Source organism: Bradyrhizobium sp. SPXBL-02 (genome assembly GCF_051853065.1).
Taxonomy (GTDB): domain Bacteria; phylum Pseudomonadota; class Alphaproteobacteria; order Rhizobiales; family Xanthobacteraceae; genus Bradyrhizobium.
The window spans coordinates 1,403,685-1,426,327 of record NZ_CP182474.1 but is presented as its reverse complement, the minus strand read 5'-3'; the positions used below and the strand labels follow the sequence as shown (position 1 = coordinate 1,426,327).

The window sequence follows — 22,643 nt, the reverse complement described above, 5'->3', positions numbered from 1 at the left end:
CAACCTCTTGCCTGGGAGGCCCATGGCACGCATCACCATCATCGAGACCGGAGAGGTCCCACAAAAATACCGCGAGCGCCACGGTTCATTTCCGGACATGTTCGCGCGTATGATCCGCGCCGAAGATCCGGCCGCGACAGTCGAGGTCGTCAGCATCCCCAACGGCCATGCGCTTCCCGATCCGGGCAACCTCGAGGCCGTCCTGATCACCGGCGCGGCTGCCGGCGTCTATGACGGGCTCGACTGGATCGCGCCGCTGGAAGATTTCGTGCGGACGGCCTACGCCAACAAGACTCCGATGGTCGGTGTCTGCTTCGGCCACCAGCTGATCGCGCAGGCGCTCGGCGGCACCGTGCGCAAGTCGGAGAAGGGCTGGGGCATCGGCCGGCACGTCTATCAGGTGCTGCCGGAGAACGGAGTGGTCGACGGCGAAGCGGTCGCGATCGCCGCCTCGCATCAGGATCAGGTGATCGAGCCGCCGAACGACGCGCTGACGATCCTCTCGTCCGACTTCACCCCGCATGCCGGCCTGCTCTATGCCAACGGCGCAACGCTGACCGTGCAGCCGCACCCGGAATTCGACGTGGGGTTTGCGCAAGTGTGCTGCGACCTGCGCGACGGCAAGGCGCCGGAGGAAGTCGTTGCCACGGCGCGGGCGTCGCTGGCGGAGCCGATGGACAGCGCCAAGCTCGGCGGAGCGATTACGCGGTTTCTGGCAAGGCGCGCGGCGCCTTAGTTCGCAACAATCACCACGGCGACTCTTCCCTTCTCCCCTTGCGGGAGAAGGTGGCGCGAAGCGCCGGATGAGGGGTATCTATCCGCGTGTTCGCTACTATCGAATGCTCGGATAGATACCCCTCACCCGTCTCGCCGCTACGCGGCGAGCCACCCTCTCCCGCAAGGGGAGAGGGTGAAGCAGCTCCGCTGGTGAGAATTTAGAACGGATCCGGCCCCAACCCCGGCACATCGGCCGGCCGCGGGCCCGGCGCCGCCCAGTGAAACCGGCGGTCCTTCTCCGCGATCGCGATGTCGTTGATCGACGCCTCGCGGCGCTTCATCAGGCCGTGCTCGTCGAACTCCCACTGCTCGTTGCCGTAGGAGCGGTACCACTGCCCGCTTGCATCGTGCCATTCGTACTGGAAGCGCACCGCGATGCGGTTCTCGTCGAAGGCCCAGAGGTCCTTGATCAGGCGGTAGTCCTGCTCCTTCTCCCATTTGCGGGTGAGGAAGGCGACGATGGCCTCGCGGCCCTGAAACACTTCCGAACGGTTACGCCAGCGGCTGTCCTCAGTATAGGCGAGCGAGACCCGCACCGGATCGCGTGAATTCCAGGCGTCCTCGGCCATGCGGGCCTTTTGCGCGGCGGTCTCGCGGGTGAAGGGTGGAAGCGGCGGGCGCGACATGATGGCCTCATCGGTTGATCGGGACCGCGAATGTATCGTCGCAATCGGCAGAGTCGATAGGCCATCCGCTATCGAGCGATCACGAAACCAGATCGGCCTTCATCAGCTGGCGGATCGACTTCGGAATCGGCTGGGCGCGGCCGCCGCTGATGAAGGCGACGCGGACCTCGGCTTTCACCAGCACATCGTCGCCGCGTCGCACCTCCTGCGCCAGCATGATGGACGCCCCCTTCACAGCAACCGGCCAGGTCACGACATCGAGCACGTCGTCCATTCGCGCGGGCTTCAAGAAGTCCAGATGCATCGAGCGCACCACGAAGGCAAAGCCCGTGCCTTCCGTCTCGGTCTGCTCGAACAGCGCCTGCTGCTCGGCGCCCATCAGCCTGAGATGATTGGTGCGTCCGCGCTCCATGTAGCGCAGGTAATTGGCGTGATAGACGATGCCGGAAAAATCCGTGTCTTCGTAGTAGACGCGGACCTGCATGTGGTGGCGGCCGTCGCGGATCTCGCCGTCGAGATGAGCTGTCACGTCGCGAGCCTCTTCGCTTGTCGGTAACCGGCTCGTTTTGCGCAAAAACGGCCGGAGGCGCAAGCGTGTTAGGACACAACCAGCCCTGACCGTCCCAGCGTCACCTCGACGATCTCAGGCGGCACGCCGAACCGGAGCGGCATGATGCTGCAACCAAGGCCGCCGGAGACGATGAGGTCGCATTTCAGGCGGAAGTGGCCATAGGCGAGCCGCAGGCCGTTCTTGGGCGAAACCGCAGGCGACCAGCCGAGCAGGCGGACCTGGCCGCCATGGGTATGGCCGGACAGTTGCAGCGCGACGCGCGCGGGTACCAGCGGCGCGATGTTGGGCTCGTGCGCGAGCAGGATGACCGGCGCATCGTCGGTGATCTTCGCCAGCGTGGCGCCGAGATCGTCGGCGCCGAGCCTGTGTACGCGGCCAAAGCGCCTGGCTGGATAATAGGCCAATTGGTCGCCGAGCCCCGCGAGCCAGAACGGACGGCCATTCTTGGTCAAGCGCACGACGTCGTTCTCGTAGACGGGGATGCCGGCCGCCTCCAGCGCACGATGCGCGATGGTCGGCCCGTGCCCTGCCTGCTGCACGGTCCTGTCGTCCCAATAGTCGTGATTGCCCATGACGGCATGGACGCCGAGAGGCGCCTTCAGGCGCGCCAGCACCCTCGCCCATTCGCTCGACGGAATGAAGCGCGTGACGTGGTGAAGGCCGGCGACATAGTCGCCGAGCAGCACGATGAGATCGGCGTTGAGCGCATTAGTCCGGTCGACGATGCCCTCGATACGCTCCAGCGACATCCAGGGATCGCAGGCATGGATGTCGGCGATGGCCGCAATCTTCAGCGGAAAATCCGCCGGCCACTGCCGCGGCGTGGGATGATAGCGCGTGACGCGCAGCCGCAGCACCGGCTCGACGCCGACGCCGTAGGCTGCAGTCGAGACGCCGAGGGCGGACAGGCCGCCGATGGAACGAATGAGATGACGGCGCGTGATCATGGAAGCCCGATGATGATGCGACGTCTTGATGATATCCGATTGGAGCGGAATTGGGGTGCGTTCGTGCAGATCGTTTGCACGAGATTAACGGAAATTCATCAAAGCCGGAACGGCGCGCGGTTCAGCAGATCACTCGTCGCTGTCATCCGTGCCGAACAGACCGAACTGCGCCGCCGCATCGCGCGACGGTTCGGCGATGCCGAGATGACGGAAGGCGTGCGAGGTCAGCAGGCGGCCGCGCGGGGTGCGCTGCAGATAGCCGCACTGGATCAGATAAGGCTCGATGATGTCCTCGATGGCATCGCGCGGCTCCGACAAGGCCGCGGCCATGGTTTCGACGCCGACCGGGCCGCCGCTATAGTTGAGCGCGATGGTCGTGAGATAGCGGCGATCCATGGCGTCCAAGCCGGCGGCATCGACCTCGAGCGCGCTCAGCGCGTGGTCGGCGATCTTGCGGTCGATCTTGTCGGCATCGGCCGCGGAGGCGAAGTCGCGCACACGGCGGAGCAGGCGGCCGGCGATGCGCGGTGTGCCGCGGGCGCGGCGCGCGATCTCGTTGGCACCGTCCGCGCTCATGCCGACGTTGAGCACGCGCGCGCCGCGGCTGACGATGCTCTCCAATTCCTCGATCGTATAGAAATTCAGCCGCACCGGAATACCGAAGCGGTCGCGCAAGGGATTGGTGAGAAGGCCGGCGCGCGTGGTGGCGCCGACCAGGGTGAATTTCGACAGCTCGATCTTCACCGATCGCGCTGCCGGGCCCTCGCCGATGATGAGGTCGAGCTGAAAGTCCTCCATCGCGGGATAGAGCACCTCTTCCACCGCAGGGCTGAGGCGATGGATCTCGTCGATGAAGAGCACGTCGCGCTCTTCGAGATTGGTGAGGAGCGCGGCGAGGTCGCCGGCCTTGGCGATCACCGGTCCCGATGTGGCACGAAAGCCGACGCCGAGCTCTTTCGCCACTATCTGCGCCAGCGTGGTCTTGCCGAGGCCGGGGGGACCGACAAACAGCACGTGATCCAGCGCCTCGCCGCGCTTGCGCGCGGCCTCGATGAAGATCGAGAGATTCTTGCGCGCCTGCTGCTGGCCGACGAAATCGGACAGCGATTGCGGCCGGAGCGCAGTGTCGCCGACATCGTCGCTGCGGCGCTCGGGCGAAACCATGCGGCTGGCTTTGGGGTCGCTCACTTCGCGAGTTCCTTCAGCCCGAGCCGGATCAGCTGCGCCGTCTCGGCGCCCTCACCCGCACTGCGCGAGGCCGAGGCGATCGCGGCGGCGGCTTGCGGCTGGCCATAGCCGAGATTGATCAGCGCGGAGATCGCATCCGCGACGGGGCGCGGCGCGCGCTGGTCGTCGACGGCACCGGCAAGATGCACGACGGCGGGATCGACATTGGCAAAAGCCGGCGCCTTGTCCTTCAATTCGGTGACGATGCGCTCGGCGACCTTGGGGCCGACGCCGGGCGTGCGCGCCACCGCGGCCTTGTCGCGCAGCGCGATGGCATTGGCGAGATCGGCCGGCGACAGCGTGCCGAGCACGGCGAGCGCGACCTTGGCACCGACACCCTGCACGGTCTGCAGCAGGCGAAACCATTCGCGCTCCTGATCGGTGCGGAAGCCGAACAGTTTGATTTGATCCTCGCGGACATAGGTCTCGATCGACAGCACCGCGGCTTCGCCTGGCGAGGGCAGATGCTGCAAAGTTCGCGAGGAACAGTGCACCTGATAGCCGACGCCGCCGACGTCGAGGATGACGAAGTCCTCGCCGTAAGAATCGATCAGGCCCTTGAGCTTGCCGATCATATCCCCACCACCTTCAGCCGCAGCGCGGTGCTCTGGCGGTGATGGGCGTGGGTGATGGCGATGGCGAGCGCGTCGGCGGCGTCCGCGGACGGCGGCTCGGCCTTCGGCAGCAGGATCTTCAGCATCATCGCGATCTGTTGCTTGTCGGCGTGGCCGGCGCCGACCACGGTCTTCTTGACCTGGTTCGGCGCGTATTCGGCGACAGAAATGCCGAACATTGCGGGCGCAAGCATGGCGACGCCGCGGGCCTGTCCGAGCTTCAGCGTAGCAACGCCGTCCTTGTTGACAAAAGTCTGCTCGACCGCGGCTTCCATCGGCTGGTGGCTGGACAAGACGGAAGCGAGGCCTTCATGGATCGCAAGCAGCCGGCTCGCCAGCGGCAAATCGTCCGGCGGTTCCACCGAGCCGCAGGCGAGGTAGATCAGGCGATTGCCCTCAGCCTCGATCACGCCCCAGCCGGTGCGGCGCAGGCCGGGGTCGATGCCGATGATGCGAACGGGGCCACGAATCGGGAGCGCAGTCATGGGCCAGTGATAGCGGCTGGCCGCGGCGGGGGAAACAGAAACAGAACGGAAGTAACAGGGGAAGTGGGGTATCTCGGGTGAGCACCGCCGCCCACTCCACAATTCGTCGTCATACCCCGCGAAAGCGGGGTATCCAGTACGCCGCGGCTTATCCGTATCCCTCTGGCGTCTCTGGAATACTGGGTCGCCCGGTCAAGCCGGGCGACGACAGCAGAATCCGGAGCGAGGTATCAGCCGCCCATCTTCGCAACAAGCGCGTCCGACACCTCGAAATTGGCGTAGACGTTCTGGACGTCGTCGTGCTCGTTGAGCAGGTCCATCAGCTTCAAGAGCTTCTCGCCGGTCTCGTCGTCGACCGCAACCGTGTTCTGCGGCTTCCAGATCAGCGCGGCCTTGCGCGGCTCGCCGAACTTGGCTTCCAGCGCCTTGGCAACGTCGCGATAGCCTTCGGTCGAGGCGTAGATCTCGTGGCCGCCCTCGCCGGACACGACGTCGTCTGCGCCGGCCTCGATCGCAGCGTCCAGCACCGCGTCGTCGGAGGCGACGCTGCGGTCGTATTCGATGATGCCGGTGCGGTCGAACATGAACGACACCGAGCCGGTTTCGCCGAGATTGCCGCCGGACTTGGTGAAGAAGGAGCGGATGTCGGAGGCGGCGCGGTTGCGGTTGTCGGTCAGCGCCTCGACGATGACGGCGACGCCGCCCGGGCCATAGCCCTCGTAGCGGATCTCGTCATAGTTCTCGCCATCGCTGCCGAGCGCCTTCTTGATGGCGCGCTCGATATTGTCCTTCGGCATGTTCTCCTGGCGCGCAGCGATCACGGCGGCGCGCAGGCGCGGGTTCATGGCGGGGTCGGGCGTGCCCAGCTTGGCGGCGACGGTGATTTCACGCGCCAGCTTGCCGAACAGCTTCGACTTCTGGGCATCCTGCCGCCCCTTGCGGTGCATGATGTTCTTGAATTGGGAATGTCCGGCCATGCTTGGTCTCGTGAAGGAAGCGTGCGTCAAGGTGAGTGCGGGAAGCGCGGCCTTATAGGCCGCCCACCCAGCGGAATCAAAGGGCTCGGCTGCTCCTAAGGTAGCCCTGTAAAGGTAGCCGCCGTAATGGCGCCTGCCTAGACGTCGGGCACCGTTAACCCTGATTTCATTCCGACTTGCGAAAATAGCGCCCGACCGTTCCCCGACAAGAGAGAGCTGATGGCGTTCGGACTATTTCGGAAGCGTCTGCCGGACACGGCCGCGCCTGCGGCAGCCCCGGAGGCTGCGCAGCCGGCGGCCCCTGCCGCACCCGCCCCGACCGCCGAAAGTGATTCGGCCCGGGAAATCCTGGAATTGCTGGAACTCGAGCTCGGCGCCATGATCCGCCAGCTCGAGCGCGCCGCCAATTCCGTCGCCGGCGGAGCCGATGCGACCGCCGCGACGCTCGCCGCCATTCGCGACCGCACCGACGCCCTGACCGGCCGGACCAACGCGGCGCAATCGACCGCCTCTACCTTCGCCCATGCCGCCGACAAGTTCACCCAATCCGCGCAAGGCATCGGCGCGCAGGTCCGCGAGGCCGGCAAGCTCGCCGACGAGGCCAGCGCCGCCGCGCAAGAAGCCCGCGCCAATGTCGACCGCCTGCGCGAATCCTCCGCCGCCATCGGCAACGTCGTCAACCTGATCGCGCAGATCGCGCGGCAGACCACGCTGCTCGCGCTCAACTCGACCATCGAGGCCGCGCGCGCGGGCGCCGCGGGAAAAGGCTTTGCCGTCGTCGCCACCGAGGTCAAGGCGCTCGCGGTGCAGACCCAGAGCGCGACAGAGGAGATCACAAAGAAGATCGACGCGCTGCAGCGCGACGCCGCCGGCTCGGCGGATGCGGTGCACCGCATCTCGCAGGCGATCGAGGCGATCCGCCCGGTGTTCGACACCGTCAACGGCGCGGTCGCCGAGCAGAATGCCACCACCAGCGAAGTCTCCGGCAATGCCGCCAGCGCCTCCGAGTTCATCATCTCGGTCGGCGAGAGCGCGGCCGAGATCGACGCGGCGACCAAGGCTGCCGAGACCCATGGCGAGAGCGTCGCCAGCGCCGGCAAGGCCGTCACCACCTTCGCCCAGAAGCTGAAATCGCGCTGCGCCGTGCTGCTGCGCCAGAGCGAGCACGACGACCGCCGCAAGACCGAGCGGCTGCCCTGCCATCTCAGATTCGAGACCGCGCGCGGCGTGATGCCGGTCTATGAAATCGCGATGGAGGGCGTGCTGATCGGCGGCGCGGACGCAAGCCGGCTCGCGACGCAAGCCACGGTCGAAGGCAGCCTAGAGGACATCGGCGCCTGCCGCCTGCGCGTGGTCGAGCAATCCAAGGCCGGCGCCCGCGCGCAATTCGTCGGCGCCACCGCCGCGCTCAACGAGAAGATCGAGGACAAGCTCTGGTCGATCCATGAGGAGAACACCGAGCTCGTCACCCGTGCCATGGAAGCAGGCAATGCGCTGACGAAGATATTCGAGCAGGCGGTTGCGCGCGGCGAGGTCAAGATCGAAGACCTCTTCGACACCGACTACGTGGAGATTGCCGGCACCAACCCGCAGCAATACCGCACCAAATATCTCGACTGGGCCGACCGCGCCCTGCCTCCGTTCCAGGAAGCCTTCCTGGCGAGGGAGTCGCGGATGGCGTTCTGCGCCATGGTCGACCGCAACGGCTTTTTGCCGGTGCACAACAAGATCTATTCGCATCCGCAGCGGCCGGGCGACGTCGCCTGGAATACGGCCAACAGCCGCAACCGGCGCATCTTCAACGATCCGGCGGGGTTAGCTGCCGCACGCAACCTGCGATCGTACCTGGTCCAGAGCTATGCGCGCGACATGGGCAACGGCAACACGGTGATGATGCGCGAGATCGACGTGCCGATCCGCGTGCAGGGCCGGCACTGGGGCGGCTTCCGCACGGCCTACAAGCTATAACACCCCGCGCCTGCACTCCTGGGCAAGACGCCGGGCGCGAATCATCCTCTAAGGTCGGAGCTAGGAATCGGAATGCCGCCAAGGAGCCGATCAACGGCTCCGACTGGAGAGAGCCCGTACATGTCCTTTGCCCAACTTGCCGTGTTGGACACTGCGTCCAACCGGACGCTCGCCGAACGCCTGATCGACCAGCTCGCCGACCGCATCGGCGGTCTCGGCGTCGAGCTCGCCGATATCGCCGGCAACGTCCAGGAAGTCGCCAACCGCGTCGCGAACCAGTCGGAACGGTTTCACCATCTGCAGAAGACGGCCGAGACGATGGTCTCGGCCAACCACGACATCGCCAACGCCTCGCAGGCGGTGCAAAGCACGACGTCGGCTGCAGTCGGCGAGATCGCGCAGTCGCGCGGCGCGGTCGACACCGCGGTCAGCCACATCTCCGAGCTCGTCGCCGCGGTGGAGCGGATCGAGGCCCGCCTCAGCGCCGTCGGCGCGGCGCTGGCGCAAGTTGCGAAGGTCTCCGGCTCGATCGAGGCGATCGCGAAGCAGACCAATCTGCTCGCGCTCAACGCCACCATCGAAGCGGCGCGCGCCGGCACTGCCGGCCGCGGCTTTGCGGTGGTCGCAAGCGAGGTCAAGAACCTCGCGGAGGCCACGCGCCAGGCCACGCATGAGATCTCCGACACCGTGCGCGATCTCGACGGCCAGATCGAAGGCTTGATCGGCGAGAGCAGCGACGCCTCGCAGCGCGCCAAGACCGCCGGCGAAGGCGCGCAAGCGATCTCCGGCATCATTTCGCGCGTGCAGCAGGGCTTCGCCTCCGTCGAAGCCGAGATCGACGGCGTCGCGCGCGCGGCGACCTCCAACCTCGGCCATTGCGACACCGTGATCAGCGAGCTCAACGAGCTCGCCAAGGGCGTCGACCTCTCCTCGCGCGACCTTCGAAGCGCCGACGAGCGCGTGGCGAAGCTGCTCGACACCTCCGAAGGCCTGATCGCGCTGATCGCCGACAGCGGCGTCGAGACATCCGATGCGCCGCTGATCCGCGTCGTCATCGACACCGCGAAGCGGATCTCCGCCGAGTTCGAGGCTGCGATCGACCGCGGCGAGATCACGCTCGACCAGCTCATGGACGAGAATTACCGCGAGATCCCCGGCACCAATCCAAAGCAGTACAACACCGCCTACGTCGACTTCACCGATCGCATGCTGCCCGCGATCCAGGACCCGATCCAGACATCCGACCCGCGCATCGTGTTTTGCGTCGCCTGGGCCAAAGGCGGGTACCTGCCGACGCACAATCCGAACTACCGCCTGCCGCAGGGCAAGGACCCGGTCTGGAACAACGCCAATTGCCGCAACCGCCGCCTGTTCACCGACCGCGCGGTGAAGAAGGTCGCGGCCAACACAAAACCCTTCCTGCTGCAAACCTATCGCCGCGACATGGGCGGCGGGCAGTTCGTGCTGATGAAGGACCTGTCCTCGCCGATCATGATCCGCGGCAAGCACTGGGGCGCCTTCCGGATGGGCTTTCGGCAGGGCTGACGAGGGCGCTCCAGCGTCCTCAAAACAAAAAGCTCGAAAACAACCCCATGCACAGTAGGCGGGGTGTGCGGAATCAACGGCTTACGCTGGCGGGCCCTGGCGCGCGTTGACTCGTCGGGCAAAACAGGGGTAGAATGCTAATATTCCGAAATTGTGATGCGATTCTCCCCGCCGCCTGCCGAGCACAAAAGCCGACAGCACTGGTGAGGCGGCCGACGTTGCCGTAGAAATGCCGCCGCGCATTCGCGCGAACCCGAACACAGCAAGCTGGCTTTTCGATGTCCTGTCCACCCGCCCAAATCGGCGCGCCGTTTTCCGAGATCGATACACCGGCGCTGATCATCGACCTCGACGCCTTCGAGCGCAATCTCGACACGATGGCGGCGGCAGTGGGCAAGCTCGGCGTTCGCTTGCGTCCGCATGCGAAGACCCACAAATCACCGATCATAGCGGCCAAGCAGATCGCGCGCGGCGCAATCGGCATGTGCTGCCAGAAGGTCGCCGAGGCCGAGATCCTGGTTGCGGGCGGGGTGAGCGACGTGCTCGTCAGCAATGAGGTGGTGGGCCTGCGGAAGCTGGAACGGCTCGCAGGCCTCGCGCGCCACGCACGCATCAGCGTTTGCGTCGACGATGCGATTATGGTCGAGCAACTATCGCACGCCGCGGAGCGGGCAGGATCGCAAATCGAAGTCCTGGTCGAAATCGACGTCGGCGCCGGTCGCTGCGGTGTCAGGCCGGGACCGGCGGCGGCCACCCTGGCGCGGCAGGTGGCGGCTTCACGCTTCCTGTCGTTCGGCGGCCTGCAGGCCTATCACGGCTCTGCCCAGCATTTGCGCACGCCGGAGGAGCGGCGCGCTGCCATCGCCGGTGCCGCGAACGCGACCGCGGAGACACTGCGCGTCCTCAAGGACGCGGGCTTTCACTGCCGGACGATTGGAGGTGCGGGAACCGGCACATTCGAGCTCGAAGGCGCGAGCGGCATCTGGAACGAATTGCAGGCGGGCTCCTATATCTTCATGGACGCCGACTACGCCAAGAACCTCGCGGACGGGGCACGCAACGCCAATCCGTTCGAGCATGCGCTGTTCGTGATCGCGACGGTGATGAGCACCGCCGCCGGCGAACACTCGGTCATCGATGCGGGCCACAAGGCCCTTTCGAACGACAGCGGATTTCCGGTCGTGCTGGGCCGGCCCGACCTGCGCTATCATCGGCCCTCCGACGAGCATGGCTTGCTCGATTTCGACAGCGCTTCGTCGCGACTGGCGATCGGCGACAAGGTGACGCTGATCCCCGGCCATTGCGACCCGACCGTCAATCTCTACGACTGGTATGTCGGCGTGCGCGGCTTCAACACGCCGGATGCCCGCGTGGAGGCACTCTGGCCAGTCGCGGCGCGGGGCGCGGTCACCTGAGATTGACGCGTGATTGCGCGCGACGATCTCCACCGTCGCCACGGACAAGCGAAGCGCAGATCCGAGGCCCATACGCCACAGCATCGGTTTGGCGAAGACGCGGAGTGACAAGCTTTGCGAAGCAACTACGCGCTTGGCGTTACGGGTTCTGGCCCCTCGTTCGCAATTGCGGGCCAAGGCGTACACTCATAATTCGGGACTGCCCGTTTCCAAGGGACGAGCAGACGTGGCTTGCCCGGCTGGGACGTCTGCAAATGCCCCAAAGCGGAAGCTCGTCGCAAGAGGCCATGGTCCTGTCGTGTGCCACGGAACGCCGCCCCTGGTTCAAGTCGTCTCGGGCGCGGGAAAGTACTTCATCGCCGGAGTTGCGCACAGCCAGGAACTCCTTGCGTTATGCGTCTGATTGCAAGAAGCTCGCCATACAATCGAGGGGGATCCGGTATGGCTGCCAGAAAACGGGTCGTGCTTGTCAGTATGCCATTTAGCTCACTCAGCTCACCATCTTTAGCGCTTAGTCTGTTCGAGGCGAAGCTCAAAAGCGACGGCCACTGCTGTACGACTGCATATTTTTCGTTCCCGTTCGCCCGTCTTATCGGCGAGGCACTCTACCAGCAAATCGCCGATGGTTTTCCCAGCACGAGCGATCTTGTCGGAGAATGGATATTTAGCAAGGCATCAGGACTTGCCCGGCCGGAAAAGGAACGCGAGTACGTCGAGAAACTCACTCGCAAGCTTGCGATCATGCGCGAGCGTGCTGAGACTGTGGTGCCGGACGAGTTCATCGAAAGTATCGTCAGCGCTCGTGACAAAGCAGTCGAGTTCGTCGAAGATTGTGCAGAGCGGGTGGCGCGGGAAGATCCCGACATCATTGGGCTCACCAGCGTTTTCCAGCAACATCAAGCATCCCTCGCTCTCGCGAGAACACTCAAGCAACTAAGACCAAGCATCTTCACCGTCTTAGGCGGCGCAAACTGTGAAGGAGAAATGGGGCGCCAAGGCCAATATCAACTTCAAGCGCCTTGCGTTGATGAAAGCTGCCGGAATCACCGCAGTTCAGCCGGGGATTGAAAGTCTGAGTTCTCCGATACTGCGCATCATGCGAAAGGGTATCAAAGCTATTCATAACATCCAGTTTCTTAAACATTGTCGTCAGCTGTCAATTATTCCTCATTGGAATATAATCTGGGGATTTCCGGGAGAGGCAGCTGAAGAATATCGCGAGATGGCTGTTATTCTACCGCACCTGCGGCATCTGCACCCCCCTAGTGGGTGCGGGCCCATTCGGCTCGATCGATTCAGCCCGAACTTCGTTCAAGCAGAGGAACTCGGCTTTCAGAATGTGAGACCGAACCAGAATTACGAACGGATATACAATCTGGACGTCACAGAGCTTTCGCGGCTGTCCCTTGGTTGCCCGTCGATGTCCGCTGCTGAGGGCGAAGTTGATATAATCGTCCGCGGACGACACCAGTGATTTGGCTTGGCGCTTCAGCTCAACCAGAACTTCGGTGTCGCCGGCTCCAGCCTTCCGCCCATGCGCACCGGTGCGATCTTCAGCGCTAACCCCGTCGCATCATCCGTCTCCACCGCGACGCCGCTGAGCGTTGCCGCGCCTGCGGCCGGCTCGAAGCGGCTCGACGGAATTCCCGATGTGAACCGGCGCAGCGGTTCTTCCTTCTGCATGCCGATGATGGAATCGTAATCGCCGGTCATGCCGGCGTCGGTCATGTAGGCGGTACCGCCTGCGAGGATCTGGTGGTCGGCGGTCGGCACATGGGTGTGCGTGCCGACGACGAGGCTGGCGCGGCCGTCGCAGAAGAAGCCGATGCCCTGCTTCTCGCTGCTCGCCTCGCAATGGAAATCGACGACGATGGCGTCGGCGGCCACACCGAGCGGACAGGCCCCCAACTCGCGCTCGAGCGCGGCGAATGGATCGTCGAACGGGGTCATGAAGACGCGGCCCAGCGCGTTGACGACGAGGGCGTGCTTGCCGTTCTTGGTTTCGACCAAGGCGGCGCCGCGGCCGGGCGTGCCGCGCGGATAGTTGGCGGGGCGCACGAGGCGGTCGGCGCGCTCGATGAAGACGAGGGCCTCGCGCTGGTCCCAGGAGTGATTGCCGAGCGTCACCGCATCGGCGCCGGCCTCGAGAAACTCCCGGTAGATCGCTTCCGTGATGCCGAAGCCGCCGGCCGAATTCTCGCCGTTGACGACGACGAGATCGAGCGACCAGTCCTTGACCATGCCGGGCAGATATTCGGAGACGGCCTCGCGCCCGCTACGGCCGACGACATCACCCACGAAGAGAATTCGCAACTTCAGAACTCCGGAAATCGAACACGTCCGATTCCGTTAGCACATAATCCAGCGCCACGTCGTGGGATAGTGCCGGAACCGCCTCGATCTCCTGCGCTGCAAACGCAAGGCCGATGCCGACGATGTGCTTGGCTTTGCGCAAATGCGCGAAGGTGAAATCGTAATGGCCCGCGCCATAACCGATGCGATGGCCGAGGCGGTCGAAGGCGGCGAGCGGCGTCAGCATGATGTCGGGAATGACTTCGGCTGCTGCCGGCGACGGCTCGGGAATGCCGAGCGGGCCGAGCATCAGGCGGTCGTTCGGATGGAAGAGACGGAAGATCAGCGACTGGCCGCGCGCGGTGACGCAGGGCAGCGCCAGCCTGGCGCCCTCTTCCGCGAGCTTCGTGAGCAGCGGCATCGGATCGATCTCGCTGCGGATCGGCGAATAGCCGGAGACGATGCTGCCCGGCAGCAGCGTGAACGGCAGCCCGCGCTTGGCGAGCTTTGCGGCGGCAGTGGCGCGCTTCTTCTCGCTCAGCGCATCGCGCTTGGCGAGGGCCTTGGCTCGGAGCTCGGCTTTGGAGTTCGACATGCGCTTTGGTCCCCCACGTCATCACCCGCCTTGTGCGCCCTTGCGCACTGGTGCGGGTGATCCAGTATTCCAGAGGCAGTGGTGATTCACACAAAGGCCGCGGCGTACTGGATGCCCCGCCTGCGCGGGGCATGACACCTACTGATTTGCCGCAGTCATTTCGACAGGCACGAATCGACAGACAACCAAGCAAACAAAAGTGCGAAGCCGCGGACGCCGTTGAAGCACTCGATCCCGGAGTTCCCTACGAAAGTAGGTGGGCACCATATGTCCGAGCCCACGGGCCCGGCCAGGGACAGTTCCCTAAAGGATCGATAAGGCCCCGGGGATATATGGCTCCTGACGCACGTCGCAGCCTCGCGGAGGCAATGTAACAACGATACTGACGAATCGCCAGTGCAACGAGCGGGGCGCTTTCTTACCCTCCCCTGGAGGGGTCCGGGACGAGCGAAGCTCGCCCGTGGGTCGGCTCACATGGAGCGCAGCGAAATGTGAGACGGGGTGAGGTGACGGTCTCTCCACTCGAACAGTGCCCGTGCGGAGAGATCACCCCACCCCGCTCGCGCTGCGCGCGATCGACCCTCCCCCTCCAGGGGAGGGTAAGGCGCGCGGCCCCGTCGAGCCTAACAATTTGGTCGAGTCTTCCGAAGAGCTTCAGCCGATCGCGATGCCGTTGCCTACCGTCCGGTTCAGCACCTGCGTCGACTTTTCGATGCGCTCGGCGGCGGCATTGAGCGCGTTCACCACCGCGGTCTGCGTCATGCGGGCGCGCTCGACGGCGGCGTTGCGGAAATCCCTGAGCTCGGTCAATTCCTGCTCGAGGGTGCGGACGCGGTTGGTGGTGTCGATCAGTTCGTCGCAGACGGTCAGCGCGGCCATCACGGTGAGCCGCGCATCGCCGATCTCGCCGAATTTTCCGCGCAGCGACTGGATACGCGTCTCCAGCGTTTCGGCGAGCTTGAGCAGCCGCACCTCCTGGCCCTCCTCGCAGGCCATGCGGTATTGCCGGCCATTGATGGTGACGTTGATGTGGCTCATCCGTCCTCTCCGGTATCGAGCACCGAGCGTATCGTGACGATCGCGGAATCCAGCCGGTCGGAGATCTCGCGATTGGTGCGCTCGAGCTTGCGTGCCTTCACCAGCGCACCGTCGAGCTCGTCGGCAAGACGCGAGCGATCCGCGCCGAGCGCCTGGATTCGCGCCGCAAGCTCGTTCTCGTCGCGATCGGCGTCGCGCCGCCGCTCCACCGCACTTTCGAGCGCGTCGAGCGCCGCCATCAGTCTGCGGGTCGCAATCTCGATCTCGACGGCGGAAGACTCCGTCATGGCGGAACTGTTGGATACGCGATCGTTCATGCAGCTAGCGGCGGAACCTGGCGGCCTTTGCCCAGTGGCCTTTCCCTGGAGCTTGCCGTCCGGCAAAAGACTCGGTTCGGCAAGCGGTTAGAAGCAGAAATTTACGTGGCAAGCTAGCCAAGCGCAACGCCGCCGCAAAACTATGCACCGATCTATCGGGATGACCGTGATGATCCGTCCATTCCGCCCGGCGCGATCCGAGCGGAAACCGATGTCCACACGGGCAACTTTTGCGGCCAAACCGGCGTTTGATTGCCTTGGACTCCCGGAACCGAGGTGCTATCCCAGCCCGACCTTCAGTGGCCGCCAGGCTCCTCCCCGCGCGGGCAACCATCGCCAAGCGCCTCTTTTCAGACGGATTTTCAGACATGACGCAGGTCGATCACACCCGTATGGCCAACGCGATCCGCGGCCTTTCGATGGACGCTGTCGAGAAGGCGAAATCGGGCCATCCCGGCCTGCCGATGGGCGCCGCCGACATCGCCACCGTGCTGTTCACGCAGTTCCTGAAATTCGATGCCACAGCGCCCGCCTGGCCGGACCGCGACCGCTTCGTGCTCTCGGCCGGACACGGCTCGATGCTGCTCTATTCGCTGCTGTATCTCACCGGCAATGCCGAGATGACGCTGGACCAGATCAAGCAGTTCCGCCAGGTCGACTCGCTGACCCCCGGCCATCCCGAGAACTTCCGCACCAACGGCATCGAGACCACGACGGGCCCGCTCGGCCAGGGCATCTCGACGGCGGTCGGCATGGCGCTGGCCGAGAAGATGCTGGCGGCCGAGTTCGGCAAGAAGATCGTCGACCACCACACCTATGTGCTCGCCTCCGACGGCGACCTGATGGAAGGCGTATCGCAGGAAGCGATCGCGATGGCCGGGCACTGGAAGCTCAACAAGCTGATCGTGCTCTACGACGACAACGGCATCTCGATCGACGGCCCGACCTCGATCGCCGATTCCGTCGACCAGGTGAAGCGCTTCAAGTCGGCGGGCTGGGCTGCCGAGAAGATCGACGGCCAGGACCAGGCCGCGATCGCCGACGGCATCACGCGCGCGAAGAAATCCAGCAAGCCGACGCTGATCGCCTGCCGCACCACGATCGGCTTCGGCGCGCCGAACAAGGCCGGCACCTCCAAGGTGCACGGCGAGGCGCTCGGGGCCGACGAGCTCAAGGCCGCCAAGGAAAATCTCGGCATCGCGCTCGAGCCGTTCGCGGTCGCCGACGACGTGCTGAAGGCCTGGCGGGCGGCCGGCAGCCGCGGCGCGGCGGCGCGTCAGGAGTGGGAGACACGGCTCGGTGAGCTCGGCAGCCGCAAGCGGGCCGAGTTCGAGCGCCGCCTGCGTCATGAGCGTCCGGCTTCGCTGGCAAAGGCCGTGCGCGCTTACAAGAAGGAGCTGCTGGAAAAGCCGATGATTGCGGCTACCCGCAAATCCTCGGAAGCCGTGATCGAAGTCATCGCCGGCGCCATGCCGATGGAATTCCTCGCCGGCTCGGCCGACCTCACCGGCTCCAACAACAACAAGGCGAAGTCCGCGACCGCCTTCTCGGCCAAGACGCCGAAGGGCCGCTTCATCCATTACGGCATCCGCGAGCACGGCATGGCCGCCGCGATGAACGGCATTTTCCTGCATGGCGGCTTCGCGCCGAACGGCGCGACCTTCCTGGTGTTCACCGATTACGCGCGGCCTGCAATGCGCCTTGCCGCCTTGATGGGCTCCGGCGTCGTTTACGTCATGACCCATGACTCGATCGGCCTCGGCGAAGACGGCCCGACCCATCAGCCGGTCGAGCATCTCGCTGCGCTCAGAGCCATTCCCAACATGCGCGTGTTCCGTCCCTGCGATGCGATGGAAGTCGCCGAGTGCTGGGAGCTCGCGCTCAACCGCGTCGACGGCCCGACCGTGCTGGCGCTCACGCGGCAGAACCTGCCGCAGCTGCGGACCACCGCACCGAACGATAACCCTTGCGCGGCCGGTGCCTATGAACTGGTCGCCGCTCAGGGCGAAGCCAAGGCGACGCTGTTCGCCTCCGGCTCCGAGGTCGAGATCGCGGTCGCGGCCCAGAAGCAGCTGGCGGAACGCGGCGTCGCCTCGCGCGTTGTCTCCGTTCCCTCGCTCGAGCTGTTGTTAGCGCAACCAGAGGCGAAACGCGCCACCATCATCGGCAACGCGCCGGTGAAGATTGCGATCGAGGCTGCGGTGCGCTGGGGCTGGGATGCCGTGATCGGCCAGGATGGCGAATTCATCGGCATGCATTCGTTCGGCGAAAGCGGCCCCGCAAAGGAGCTTTACAAGCATTTCGGCATTACCGCCGAGGCCGCGGTTAACGCTGTGCTGAAGCGCGTTTCCTGAGAGTTGAGCTTGCCGCAAAAAAGGACTACCTAATCTCCCATATGATCAAGCACCGCCCGGCCGAACCGGGCGTCCGCCCCTAAAAAACCCTCGCAGGCGCGGATAGCGCGTTGTGCGGGATGACAACGGTCATTGAAGGAGACGAAACATGGTAGTCCGCGTCGGAATTAACGGTTTTGGCCGCATCGGCCGCAACGTCCTGCGGGCTATCGCCGAGTCAGGCCGCAAGGATATCGAGGTCGTCGGCATCAACGACCTCGGCCCGGTCGAGACCAACGCCCATCTCCTCCGCTTCGACAGCGTCCATGGCCGCTTCCCCGGCACCGTCACCGTCGATGGCGATTCCATCAGCCTCGGCAACGGCAAGATCAAGGTGACCGCCGAGCGCGATCCCTCGAAGCTGCCCTGGAAGGATCTCGGCGTCGACATCGCGCTGGAATGCACCGGCATCTTCACCTCGAAGGACAAGGCTAGCGCGCATCTGACCGCCGGCGCCAAGCGCGTGCTGGTTTCCGCGCCCGCCGACGGCGCCGACGCCACCATCGTCTACGGCGTCAACCACGACACGCTGACCAAGGATCATCTGGTCGTCTCCAACGGAAGCTGCACCACCAACTGCCTCGCGCCGGTCGCCAAGGTGCTGAATGATCTCGTCGGCATCGAGACCGGCTTCATGACCACGATCCACGCCTATACCGGCGACCAGCCGACGCTGGACACGCTGCACAAGGATCTCTACCGCGGCCGCGCCGCTGCGATGTCGATGATCCCGACCTCGACCGGTGCGGCGAAAGCGATCGGCCTCGTGCTGCCCGAGCTGAAGGGCAAGCTCGACGGCGTCGCGATCCGCGTGCCGACCCCGAACGTCTCGGTCGTCGACCTCAAGATCGTCGCCAAGCGCGCTACCGACGCCAAGGAAGTCAACGCGGCGATGAAGCGCGCCAGCGAGCAGCAGCTCAAGGGCATCCTCGGCTACACCAGCGCGCCCAACGTCTCGATCGACTTCAACCACGACCCGCACTCCTCGACCTTCCACGAGGACCAGACCAAGGTGCAGAACGGCACGCTGGTGCGCGTGATGTCCTGGTACGACAACGAGTGGGGCTTCTCGAACCGCATGGCGGACACCGCCGTCGCGCTGGCGAAGGTGATCTGATCGGGGTCTCGTGTCCCGGCTGCGGTGCAGCGCGCAAGCGCTGCTCCGCAAAGCCGGGACCCATTCAACCGCGGGACTCGCTGTCATGTGGGTCCCGGTTCTGCAGCGCATCGCTCCGCTGCTATCGCAGCGCCCGGGACAAGAGAGATGACCAACAAATTCCGTACCCTCGACGACGTCGACGTGAAGGGCAAGCGCGTGCTGCTGCGCGTCGACCTCAACGTGCCCATGGAGAACGGGCGCGTCACCGACGCCACCCGGCTGGAGCGCGTTGCGCCGACCATCACCGAGATCGCGGACAAGGGCGGCAAGGTCATCCTGCTCGCGCATTTCGGCCGGCCGAAGGGGCGCGATGCCAAGGACTCGCTGAGGCCCGTCGCCGAGGCGCTGGCGAAGGAGGTGAAGAAGCCCGTTGCGTTTGCCGAGGATTGCATCGGCGAGCCCGCGGCCAAGGCGGTTGCCGACCTGAAGGACGGCGACATCCTGTGTCTGGAAAACACCCGCTTCCACAAAGAGGAAGAAAAGAACGATCCCGGCTTCGTCGCGGAGCTCGCTAAGCTCGGCGACATCTGGGTCAATGACGCGTTCTCGGCCGCGCACCGCGCCCACGCCTCGACCGAAGGCCTCGGCCACAAGCTGCCGGCCTATGCCGGCCGCACCATGCAGGCCGAGCTGGACGCGCTGGAGAAGGCGCTGGGCTCGCCGACCAAGCCTGTCATCGCCATCATCGGCGGCGCCAAGGTCTCGACCAAGATCGACCTCTTGGAAAACCTCGTGACCAAGGTCGACGCGCTCGTGATCGGCGGCGGCATGGCCAACACCTTCCTGCACGCGCAGGGCGTTGCGGTCGGCAAGTCGCTGGCCGAGAAGGATCTCGCACCGACCGCGCTGCGCATCATGGAGAAGGCTGAAGCCGCCAATTGCGCCATCATCCTCCCTGTCGACGCCACCGTCGCCTACCACTTCGCCGCCAACGCGCCGTCGCATGCCTATGGGCTCGACGCGATCCCGACCGACGGCATGATCCTCGACGTCGGCCCGCAATCGATTGCGCGCGTCCACGCCGCGATCGACGATGCGGCGACGCTGGTCTGGAACGGACCGCTGGGCGCGTTCGAGATGCAGCCGTTCGACCGCGGCACGGTCGCGGCCGCCAAGCACGCCGCCGAGCGCACCAAGGCCAAGAAGCTGATCTCGATCGCGGGCGGCGGCGACACCGTCGCCGCGCTCAACCAGGCCCATGTGGCCGGTGACTTCACCTATGTGTCGACCGCCGGTGGCGCGTTCCTTGAATGGATGGAAGGCAAGCCCCTGCCCGGCGTTGAAGTTCTGCGTAGCAAGTAATCAAGCGGCCCTTGCAGGCCCCAACGGGAGACAAAGACAGATGGCTCGGATCACGTTACGTCAATTGCTCGACCACGCGGCGGAGAACGATTACGGCGTACCGGCCTTCAACATCAACAATATGGAGCAGGCGCTGGCGATCATGGACGCGGCCAACCAGGTCGATGCGCCCGTCATCATCCAGGCCTCGCGCGGTGCGCGCTCCTACGCCAACGACGTCATGCTCAAGCACATGATGGACGCGGTGACCGAAATCTATCCGCACATTCCGGTCTGCGTGCATCTCGACCACGGCAACGAGCCCGCGACCTGCATGACCGCGATCCAGGCCGGCTTCACCTCCGTCATGATGGACGGCTCGCTCAAGGCCGACGGCAAGACCCCCGGCGACTGGGGCTACAATGTCGGCGTCACCAAGACCGTGACCGACATGGCCCATCTCGGCGGCATCTCGGTCGAGGGTGAGCTCGGGGTGCTCGGCTCGCTCGAAACCGGAATGGGCGACAAGGAAGACGGTCACGGCGCCGAAGGCAAGCTCAGCCACGACCAGCTGCTGACCAATCCGGACGAGGCCGTGAAGTTCGTGCAGGAGACCAAGGTCGACGCGCTCGCGATCGCGATGGGCACCTCGCACGGTGCTTACAAATTCACCCGCAAGCCCGACGGCGACATTCTCGCCATGAACGTGATCGAGGAGATCCACCGCAAGCTGCCGAACACGCATCTCGTCATGCACGGCTCCTCTTCGGTGCCGCAGGACCTGCAGGACATCATCAACGCCTATGGCGGCAAGATGAAGCCGACCTGGGGCGTGCCGGTGGCCGAGATCCAGCGCGGCATCAAGAACGGCGTGCGCAAGATCAACATCGACACCGACAACCGCATGGCCATGACCGGCCAGATCCGCAAAGTGCTGAAGGACAACCCGGAAGAGTTCGATCCGCGCAAGTACCTGAAGCCGGCGATGGAGGCGATGACCAAGCTGTGCAAGCAGCGCCTGCAGGAGTTCAACACCGCAGGCCAGGCCTCCAAGATCAAGAAGGTGCTGACCACCGCCGAGATGGCCAAGCGCTACGCCAAGGGCGAGCTGGACCCCCGCGTCGCGTAAGCGATCGCGAGGTGGCGTAAACCAGTGCACCTCTCTCCGTCATTCCGGGGCGCCGCAGAGCGGCGAGCCCGGAATCCATAACCACAGCCTGGGGTTATGGATTCCGGGCCTGCGCCTTCCGGCGCATCCCGGAATGACAGTCTTTTTGTGGCACGACATTCCCTCCCCCCTTTACCCTGCGACGAACGATAACTCGGCAATTGCCCGAGAACGGTCTATTTTCACGGGCAAGGGCAGAATCGTTTTGGGAGGACCTCTCGATGAATCTGACTGAGCTCAACAGAATCGCGACCGCCATGGTCGCGCCGGGCAAGGGCATCCTTGCCGCCGACGAATCCTCCGGCACCATCAAGAAGCGCTTTGACGCCATCGGCGTGGAATCGACGGAAGAGAACCGCCGCGACTATCGCGAGATGCTGTTTCGCTCCAAGGACGCCATGAGCCAATACATCTCCGGCGTGATCCTCTATGACGAGACGATCTGGCAGAATGCCAAGGACGGCACGCCGCTGGTCAAGCTGATCGAGCAGGCTGGCGCCATCCCCGGCATCAAGGTCGACGAAGGCACGCAAGGCTTACCGATGTGCCCGGGAGAGCTTGTCACCGTAGGCCTCGACAAGCTCGCCGATCGCCTGAAGAAATATTACGAGCGCGGCGCGCGCTTCGCCAAATGGCGCGCGGTGATCGACATCGGCAGCGGCATCCCCTCGATGACCGCGATCAGCGTCAACGCCCACGCGCTGGGGCGCTATGCCGCGCTGTGCCAGGCGGCGCAGATCGTGCCGATCGTCGAGCCTGAGGTGCTGATGGACGGCGACCACGACATCGAGCGCTGCTATGAGGTGACGCAACGCGTGCTCAACAAGACGTTTCAGGAATTGCGCGTCCAGCGCGTCGCGCTCGAAGGCATGGTGCTGAAGCCGAACATGGCGATCTCTGGCAAGAAATGCGCAAAGCAGGCCTCCGTCGAGGAGGTCGCGGAGAAGACGATCCGGCTGCTGAAGGCCTGCGTGCCGGCGGCGGTGCCCGGCATCGCCTTCCTCTCCGGCGGCCAGTCGGACGAGGAGGCAACCGCGCATCTCAACGCCATGCACAAGCTCGGTCCGCTGCCCTGGGGCCTGACCTTCTCCTATGGCCGCGCGCTGCAGGCCGCGCCGCAGAAGGCCTGGGCCGGGAGGCCTGAGAACGTCGCGGCCGGCCAGCGCGCCTTCAGCCATCGCGCGCGCATGAACGGCCTCGCCTCCAAGGGCGAATGGCAAAGCAGCCTGGAACAGAAGGCAGCCTAGA

General features: G+C 64.9%; 22 protein-coding genes and 1 other RNA gene. 11 read left to right on the top strand and 12 right to left on the bottom strand.

Annotated elements, in window-relative coordinates; genetic code table 11:
• Nucleotides 1-22: 22 nt before the first annotated feature.
• Complete coding sequence (locus ACNJYD_RS06680; protein ID WP_172784829.1) at nucleotides 23-736, top strand: type 1 glutamine amidotransferase; 714 nt, start codon at nucleotides 23-25, stop codon at nucleotides 734-736.
• Between the two features lie 199 nt (nucleotides 737-935).
• Here the strand turns inward: ACNJYD_RS06680 and ACNJYD_RS06675 are convergent, their stop codons facing one another.
• The 7 genes from ACNJYD_RS06675 to ACNJYD_RS06645 all read right to left on the bottom strand — a co-directional run bounded on the left by ACNJYD_RS06675 (nucleotide 936) and on the right by ACNJYD_RS06645 (nucleotide 6,224).
• A complete protein-coding gene (locus ACNJYD_RS06675; protein ID WP_439365714.1) occupies nucleotides 936-1,403 on the bottom strand; it encodes a DUF1348 family protein in 468 nt (155 codons plus the stop codon).
• Nucleotides 1,404-1,482: 79 nt separating this feature from the next.
• Complete coding sequence (gene ybgC / locus ACNJYD_RS06670; protein ID WP_172784831.1) at nucleotides 1,483-1,932, bottom strand: tol-pal system-associated acyl-CoA thioesterase; 450 nt, start codon at nucleotides 1,930-1,932, stop codon at nucleotides 1,483-1,485.
• Nucleotides 1,933-2,000: 68 nt separating this feature from the next.
• On the bottom strand, nucleotides 2,001-2,921 hold the full coding sequence (locus ACNJYD_RS06665; RefSeq protein WP_172784832.1) for a metallophosphoesterase: 921 nt from the start codon (nucleotides 2,919-2,921) through the stop codon (nucleotides 2,001-2,003).
• Nucleotides 2,922-3,050: 129 nt separating this feature from the next.
• Nucleotides 3,051-4,109, bottom strand: a complete 1,059-nt coding sequence (gene ruvB / locus ACNJYD_RS06660; protein ID WP_439365713.1) for a Holliday junction branch migration DNA helicase RuvB — start codon at nucleotides 4,107-4,109, stop codon at nucleotides 3,051-3,053.
• The gene (ruvA, locus tag ACNJYD_RS06655; protein ID WP_260382083.1) at nucleotides 4,106-4,723 is read right to left on the bottom strand and encodes a Holliday junction branch migration protein RuvA; all 618 of its coding nucleotides are present in this window, start codon (nucleotides 4,721-4,723) and stop codon (nucleotides 4,106-4,108) included. Before ruvA ends, ruvB begins: the two co-directional genes overlap by 4 nt.
• Entirely contained in the window at nucleotides 4,720-5,247 is a 528-nt protein-coding gene (gene ruvC / locus ACNJYD_RS06650; RefSeq protein WP_260382082.1) for a crossover junction endodeoxyribonuclease RuvC, read from the bottom strand. The genes ruvA and ruvC overlap by 4 nt, the downstream gene beginning before the upstream one ends.
• A 230-nt stretch (nucleotides 5,248-5,477) precedes the next feature.
• Complete coding sequence (locus ACNJYD_RS06645) at nucleotides 5,478-6,224, bottom strand: YebC/PmpR family DNA-binding transcriptional regulator (protein ID WP_225149260.1); 747 nt, start codon at nucleotides 6,222-6,224, stop codon at nucleotides 5,478-5,480.
• A 219-nt stretch (nucleotides 6,225-6,443) separates the two neighbouring features.
• On the opposite strand from ACNJYD_RS06645, the gene ACNJYD_RS06640 reads away from it, so the two are divergent.
• The 5 genes from ACNJYD_RS06640 (at nucleotide 6,444) to ACNJYD_RS06620 (ending at nucleotide 12,626) form a co-directional block, all read left to right on the top strand.
• Complete coding sequence (locus ACNJYD_RS06640) at nucleotides 6,444-8,192, top strand: methyl-accepting chemotaxis protein (protein WP_439365712.1); 1,749 nt, start codon at nucleotides 6,444-6,446, stop codon at nucleotides 8,190-8,192.
• Between the two features lie 120 nt (nucleotides 8,193-8,312).
• Nucleotides 8,313-9,737: a methyl-accepting chemotaxis protein gene (locus ACNJYD_RS06635; protein WP_439365711.1), complete on the top strand. Its 1,425-nt coding sequence runs from the start codon at nucleotides 8,313-8,315 to the stop codon at nucleotides 9,735-9,737.
• 278 nt (nucleotides 9,738-10,015) lie between these two features.
• Complete coding sequence (locus ACNJYD_RS06630; protein ID WP_260382079.1) at nucleotides 10,016-11,152, top strand: DSD1 family PLP-dependent enzyme; 1,137 nt, start codon at nucleotides 10,016-10,018, stop codon at nucleotides 11,150-11,152.
• Between the two features lie 441 nt (nucleotides 11,153-11,593).
• On the top strand, nucleotides 11,594-12,220 hold the full coding sequence (locus tag ACNJYD_RS06625; RefSeq protein ID WP_439365710.1) for a hypothetical protein: 627 nt from the start codon (nucleotides 11,594-11,596) through the stop codon (nucleotides 12,218-12,220).
• Nucleotides 12,180-12,626: a hypothetical protein gene (locus ACNJYD_RS06620; protein ID WP_439367419.1), complete on the top strand. Its 447-nt coding sequence runs from the start codon at nucleotides 12,180-12,182 to the stop codon at nucleotides 12,624-12,626. Before ACNJYD_RS06625 ends, ACNJYD_RS06620 begins: the two co-directional genes overlap by 41 nt.
• Before the next feature lie 14 nt (nucleotides 12,627-12,640).
• On the opposite strand, the gene ACNJYD_RS06615 is transcribed toward ACNJYD_RS06620, so the two are convergent.
• The 5 genes from ACNJYD_RS06615 to ACNJYD_RS06595 form a co-directional block, all read right to left on the bottom strand.
• Nucleotides 12,641-13,465, bottom strand: coding sequence for a TIGR00282 family metallophosphoesterase (locus ACNJYD_RS06615; RefSeq protein ID WP_439365709.1), 825 nt, complete (start codon nucleotides 13,463-13,465; stop codon nucleotides 12,641-12,643).
• Nucleotides 13,443-14,039 carry a 5-formyltetrahydrofolate cyclo-ligase gene (locus ACNJYD_RS06610; protein WP_212254211.1) on the bottom strand — a complete coding sequence of 199 codons (597 nt, stop codon included), beginning with the start codon at nucleotides 14,037-14,039 and terminating at the stop codon, nucleotides 13,443-13,445. The genes ACNJYD_RS06615 and ACNJYD_RS06610 overlap by 23 nt, the downstream gene beginning before the upstream one ends.
• 200 nt (nucleotides 14,040-14,239) lie before the next feature.
• Nucleotides 14,240-14,400: non-coding RNA, 6S RNA (gene ssrS / locus ACNJYD_RS06605), on the bottom strand.
• 293 nt (nucleotides 14,401-14,693) lie between these two features.
• Nucleotides 14,694-15,077, bottom strand: coding sequence for a cell division protein ZapA (locus tag ACNJYD_RS06600; RefSeq protein WP_035998340.1), 384 nt, complete (start codon nucleotides 15,075-15,077; stop codon nucleotides 14,694-14,696).
• Nucleotides 15,074-15,394, bottom strand: coding sequence for a DUF4164 domain-containing protein (locus tag ACNJYD_RS06595; protein WP_020608063.1), 321 nt, complete (start codon nucleotides 15,392-15,394; stop codon nucleotides 15,074-15,076). Before ACNJYD_RS06595 ends, ACNJYD_RS06600 begins: the two co-directional genes overlap by 4 nt.
• A gap of 368 nt (nucleotides 15,395-15,762) precedes the next feature.
• Between ACNJYD_RS06595 and tkt the strand changes: the two genes are divergently transcribed.
• The 5 genes from tkt to ACNJYD_RS06570 all read left to right on the top strand — a co-directional run bounded on the left by tkt (nucleotide 15,763) and on the right by ACNJYD_RS06570 (nucleotide 22,642).
• Nucleotides 15,763-17,748: a transketolase gene (gene tkt / locus ACNJYD_RS06590; protein ID WP_439365708.1), complete on the top strand. Its 1,986-nt coding sequence runs from the start codon at nucleotides 15,763-15,765 to the stop codon at nucleotides 17,746-17,748.
• Nucleotides 17,749-17,896: 148 nt separating this feature from the next.
• Nucleotides 17,897-18,904 (top strand): type I glyceraldehyde-3-phosphate dehydrogenase, encoded by a 1,008-nt coding sequence (gene gap / locus ACNJYD_RS06585; protein WP_439365707.1) that lies wholly within the window; start codon nucleotides 17,897-17,899, stop codon nucleotides 18,902-18,904.
• Between the two features lie 147 nt (nucleotides 18,905-19,051).
• The gene (locus ACNJYD_RS06580) at nucleotides 19,052-20,248 is read left to right on the top strand and encodes a phosphoglycerate kinase (RefSeq protein ID WP_439365706.1); all 1,197 of its coding nucleotides are present in this window, start codon (nucleotides 19,052-19,054) and stop codon (nucleotides 20,246-20,248) included.
• 40 nt (nucleotides 20,249-20,288) lie between these two features.
• The gene (gene fba / locus ACNJYD_RS06575) at nucleotides 20,289-21,356 is read left to right on the top strand and encodes a class II fructose-bisphosphate aldolase (RefSeq protein ID WP_035998315.1); all 1,068 of its coding nucleotides are present in this window, start codon (nucleotides 20,289-20,291) and stop codon (nucleotides 21,354-21,356) included.
• A gap of 260 nt (nucleotides 21,357-21,616) precedes the next feature.
• The gene (locus ACNJYD_RS06570; protein ID WP_439365705.1) at nucleotides 21,617-22,642 is read left to right on the top strand and encodes a class I fructose-bisphosphate aldolase; all 1,026 of its coding nucleotides are present in this window, start codon (nucleotides 21,617-21,619) and stop codon (nucleotides 22,640-22,642) included.
• Nucleotide 22,643 lies beyond the last annotated feature (1 nt).

Excerpts from the sequence above, each read along its gene's own strand:
- ACNJYD_RS06635 (WP_439365711.1), top strand. The coding sequence starts at position 8,313 with ATGTCCTTTGCCCAACTTGCCGTGTTGGACACTGCGTCCAACCGGACG.
- ACNJYD_RS06595 (WP_020608063.1), bottom strand. The coding sequence starts at position 15,394 with ATGAACGATCGCGTATCCAACAGTTCCGCCATGACGGAGTCTTCCGCC.
- ruvC (WP_260382082.1), bottom strand. The coding sequence starts at position 5,247 with ATGACTGCGCTCCCGATTCGTGGCCCCGTTCGCATCATCGGCATCGAC.
- ACNJYD_RS06640 (WP_439365712.1), top strand. The coding sequence starts at position 6,444 with ATGGCGTTCGGACTATTTCGGAAGCGTCTGCCGGACACGGCCGCGCCT.
- ACNJYD_RS06580 (WP_439365706.1), top strand. The coding sequence starts at position 19,052 with ATGACCAACAAATTCCGTACCCTCGACGACGTCGACGTGAAGGGCAAG.
- ACNJYD_RS06600 (WP_035998340.1), bottom strand. The coding sequence starts at position 15,077 with ATGAGCCACATCAACGTCACCATCAATGGCCGGCAATACCGCATGGCC.
- ACNJYD_RS06610 (WP_212254211.1), bottom strand. The coding sequence starts at position 14,039 with ATGTCGAACTCCAAAGCCGAGCTCCGAGCCAAGGCCCTCGCCAAGCGC.
- gap (WP_439365707.1), top strand. The coding sequence starts at position 17,897 with ATGGTAGTCCGCGTCGGAATTAACGGTTTTGGCCGCATCGGCCGCAAC.
- ACNJYD_RS06630 (WP_260382079.1), top strand. The coding sequence starts at position 10,016 with ATGTCCTGTCCACCCGCCCAAATCGGCGCGCCGTTTTCCGAGATCGAT.
- ACNJYD_RS06570 (WP_439365705.1), top strand. The coding sequence starts at position 21,617 with ATGAATCTGACTGAGCTCAACAGAATCGCGACCGCCATGGTCGCGCCG.
- tkt (WP_439365708.1), top strand. The coding sequence starts at position 15,763 with ATGACGCAGGTCGATCACACCCGTATGGCCAACGCGATCCGCGGCCTT.
- ACNJYD_RS06680 (WP_172784829.1), top strand. The coding sequence starts at position 23 with ATGGCACGCATCACCATCATCGAGACCGGAGAGGTCCCACAAAAATAC.
- ACNJYD_RS06620 (WP_439367419.1), top strand. The coding sequence starts at position 12,180 with ATGAAAGCTGCCGGAATCACCGCAGTTCAGCCGGGGATTGAAAGTCTG.
- fba (WP_035998315.1), top strand. The coding sequence starts at position 20,289 with ATGGCTCGGATCACGTTACGTCAATTGCTCGACCACGCGGCGGAGAAC.
- ACNJYD_RS06625 (WP_439365710.1), top strand. The coding sequence starts at position 11,594 with ATGGCTGCCAGAAAACGGGTCGTGCTTGTCAGTATGCCATTTAGCTCA.
- ACNJYD_RS06675 (WP_439365714.1), bottom strand. The coding sequence starts at position 1,403 with ATGTCGCGCCCGCCGCTTCCACCCTTCACCCGCGAGACCGCCGCGCAA.
- ACNJYD_RS06665 (WP_172784832.1), bottom strand. The coding sequence starts at position 2,921 with ATGATCACGCGCCGTCATCTCATTCGTTCCATCGGCGGCCTGTCCGCC.
- ACNJYD_RS06645 (WP_225149260.1), bottom strand. The coding sequence starts at position 6,224 with ATGGCCGGACATTCCCAATTCAAGAACATCATGCACCGCAAGGGGCGG.
- ruvA (WP_260382083.1), bottom strand. The coding sequence starts at position 4,723 with ATGATCGGCAAGCTCAAGGGCCTGATCGATTCTTACGGCGAGGACTTC.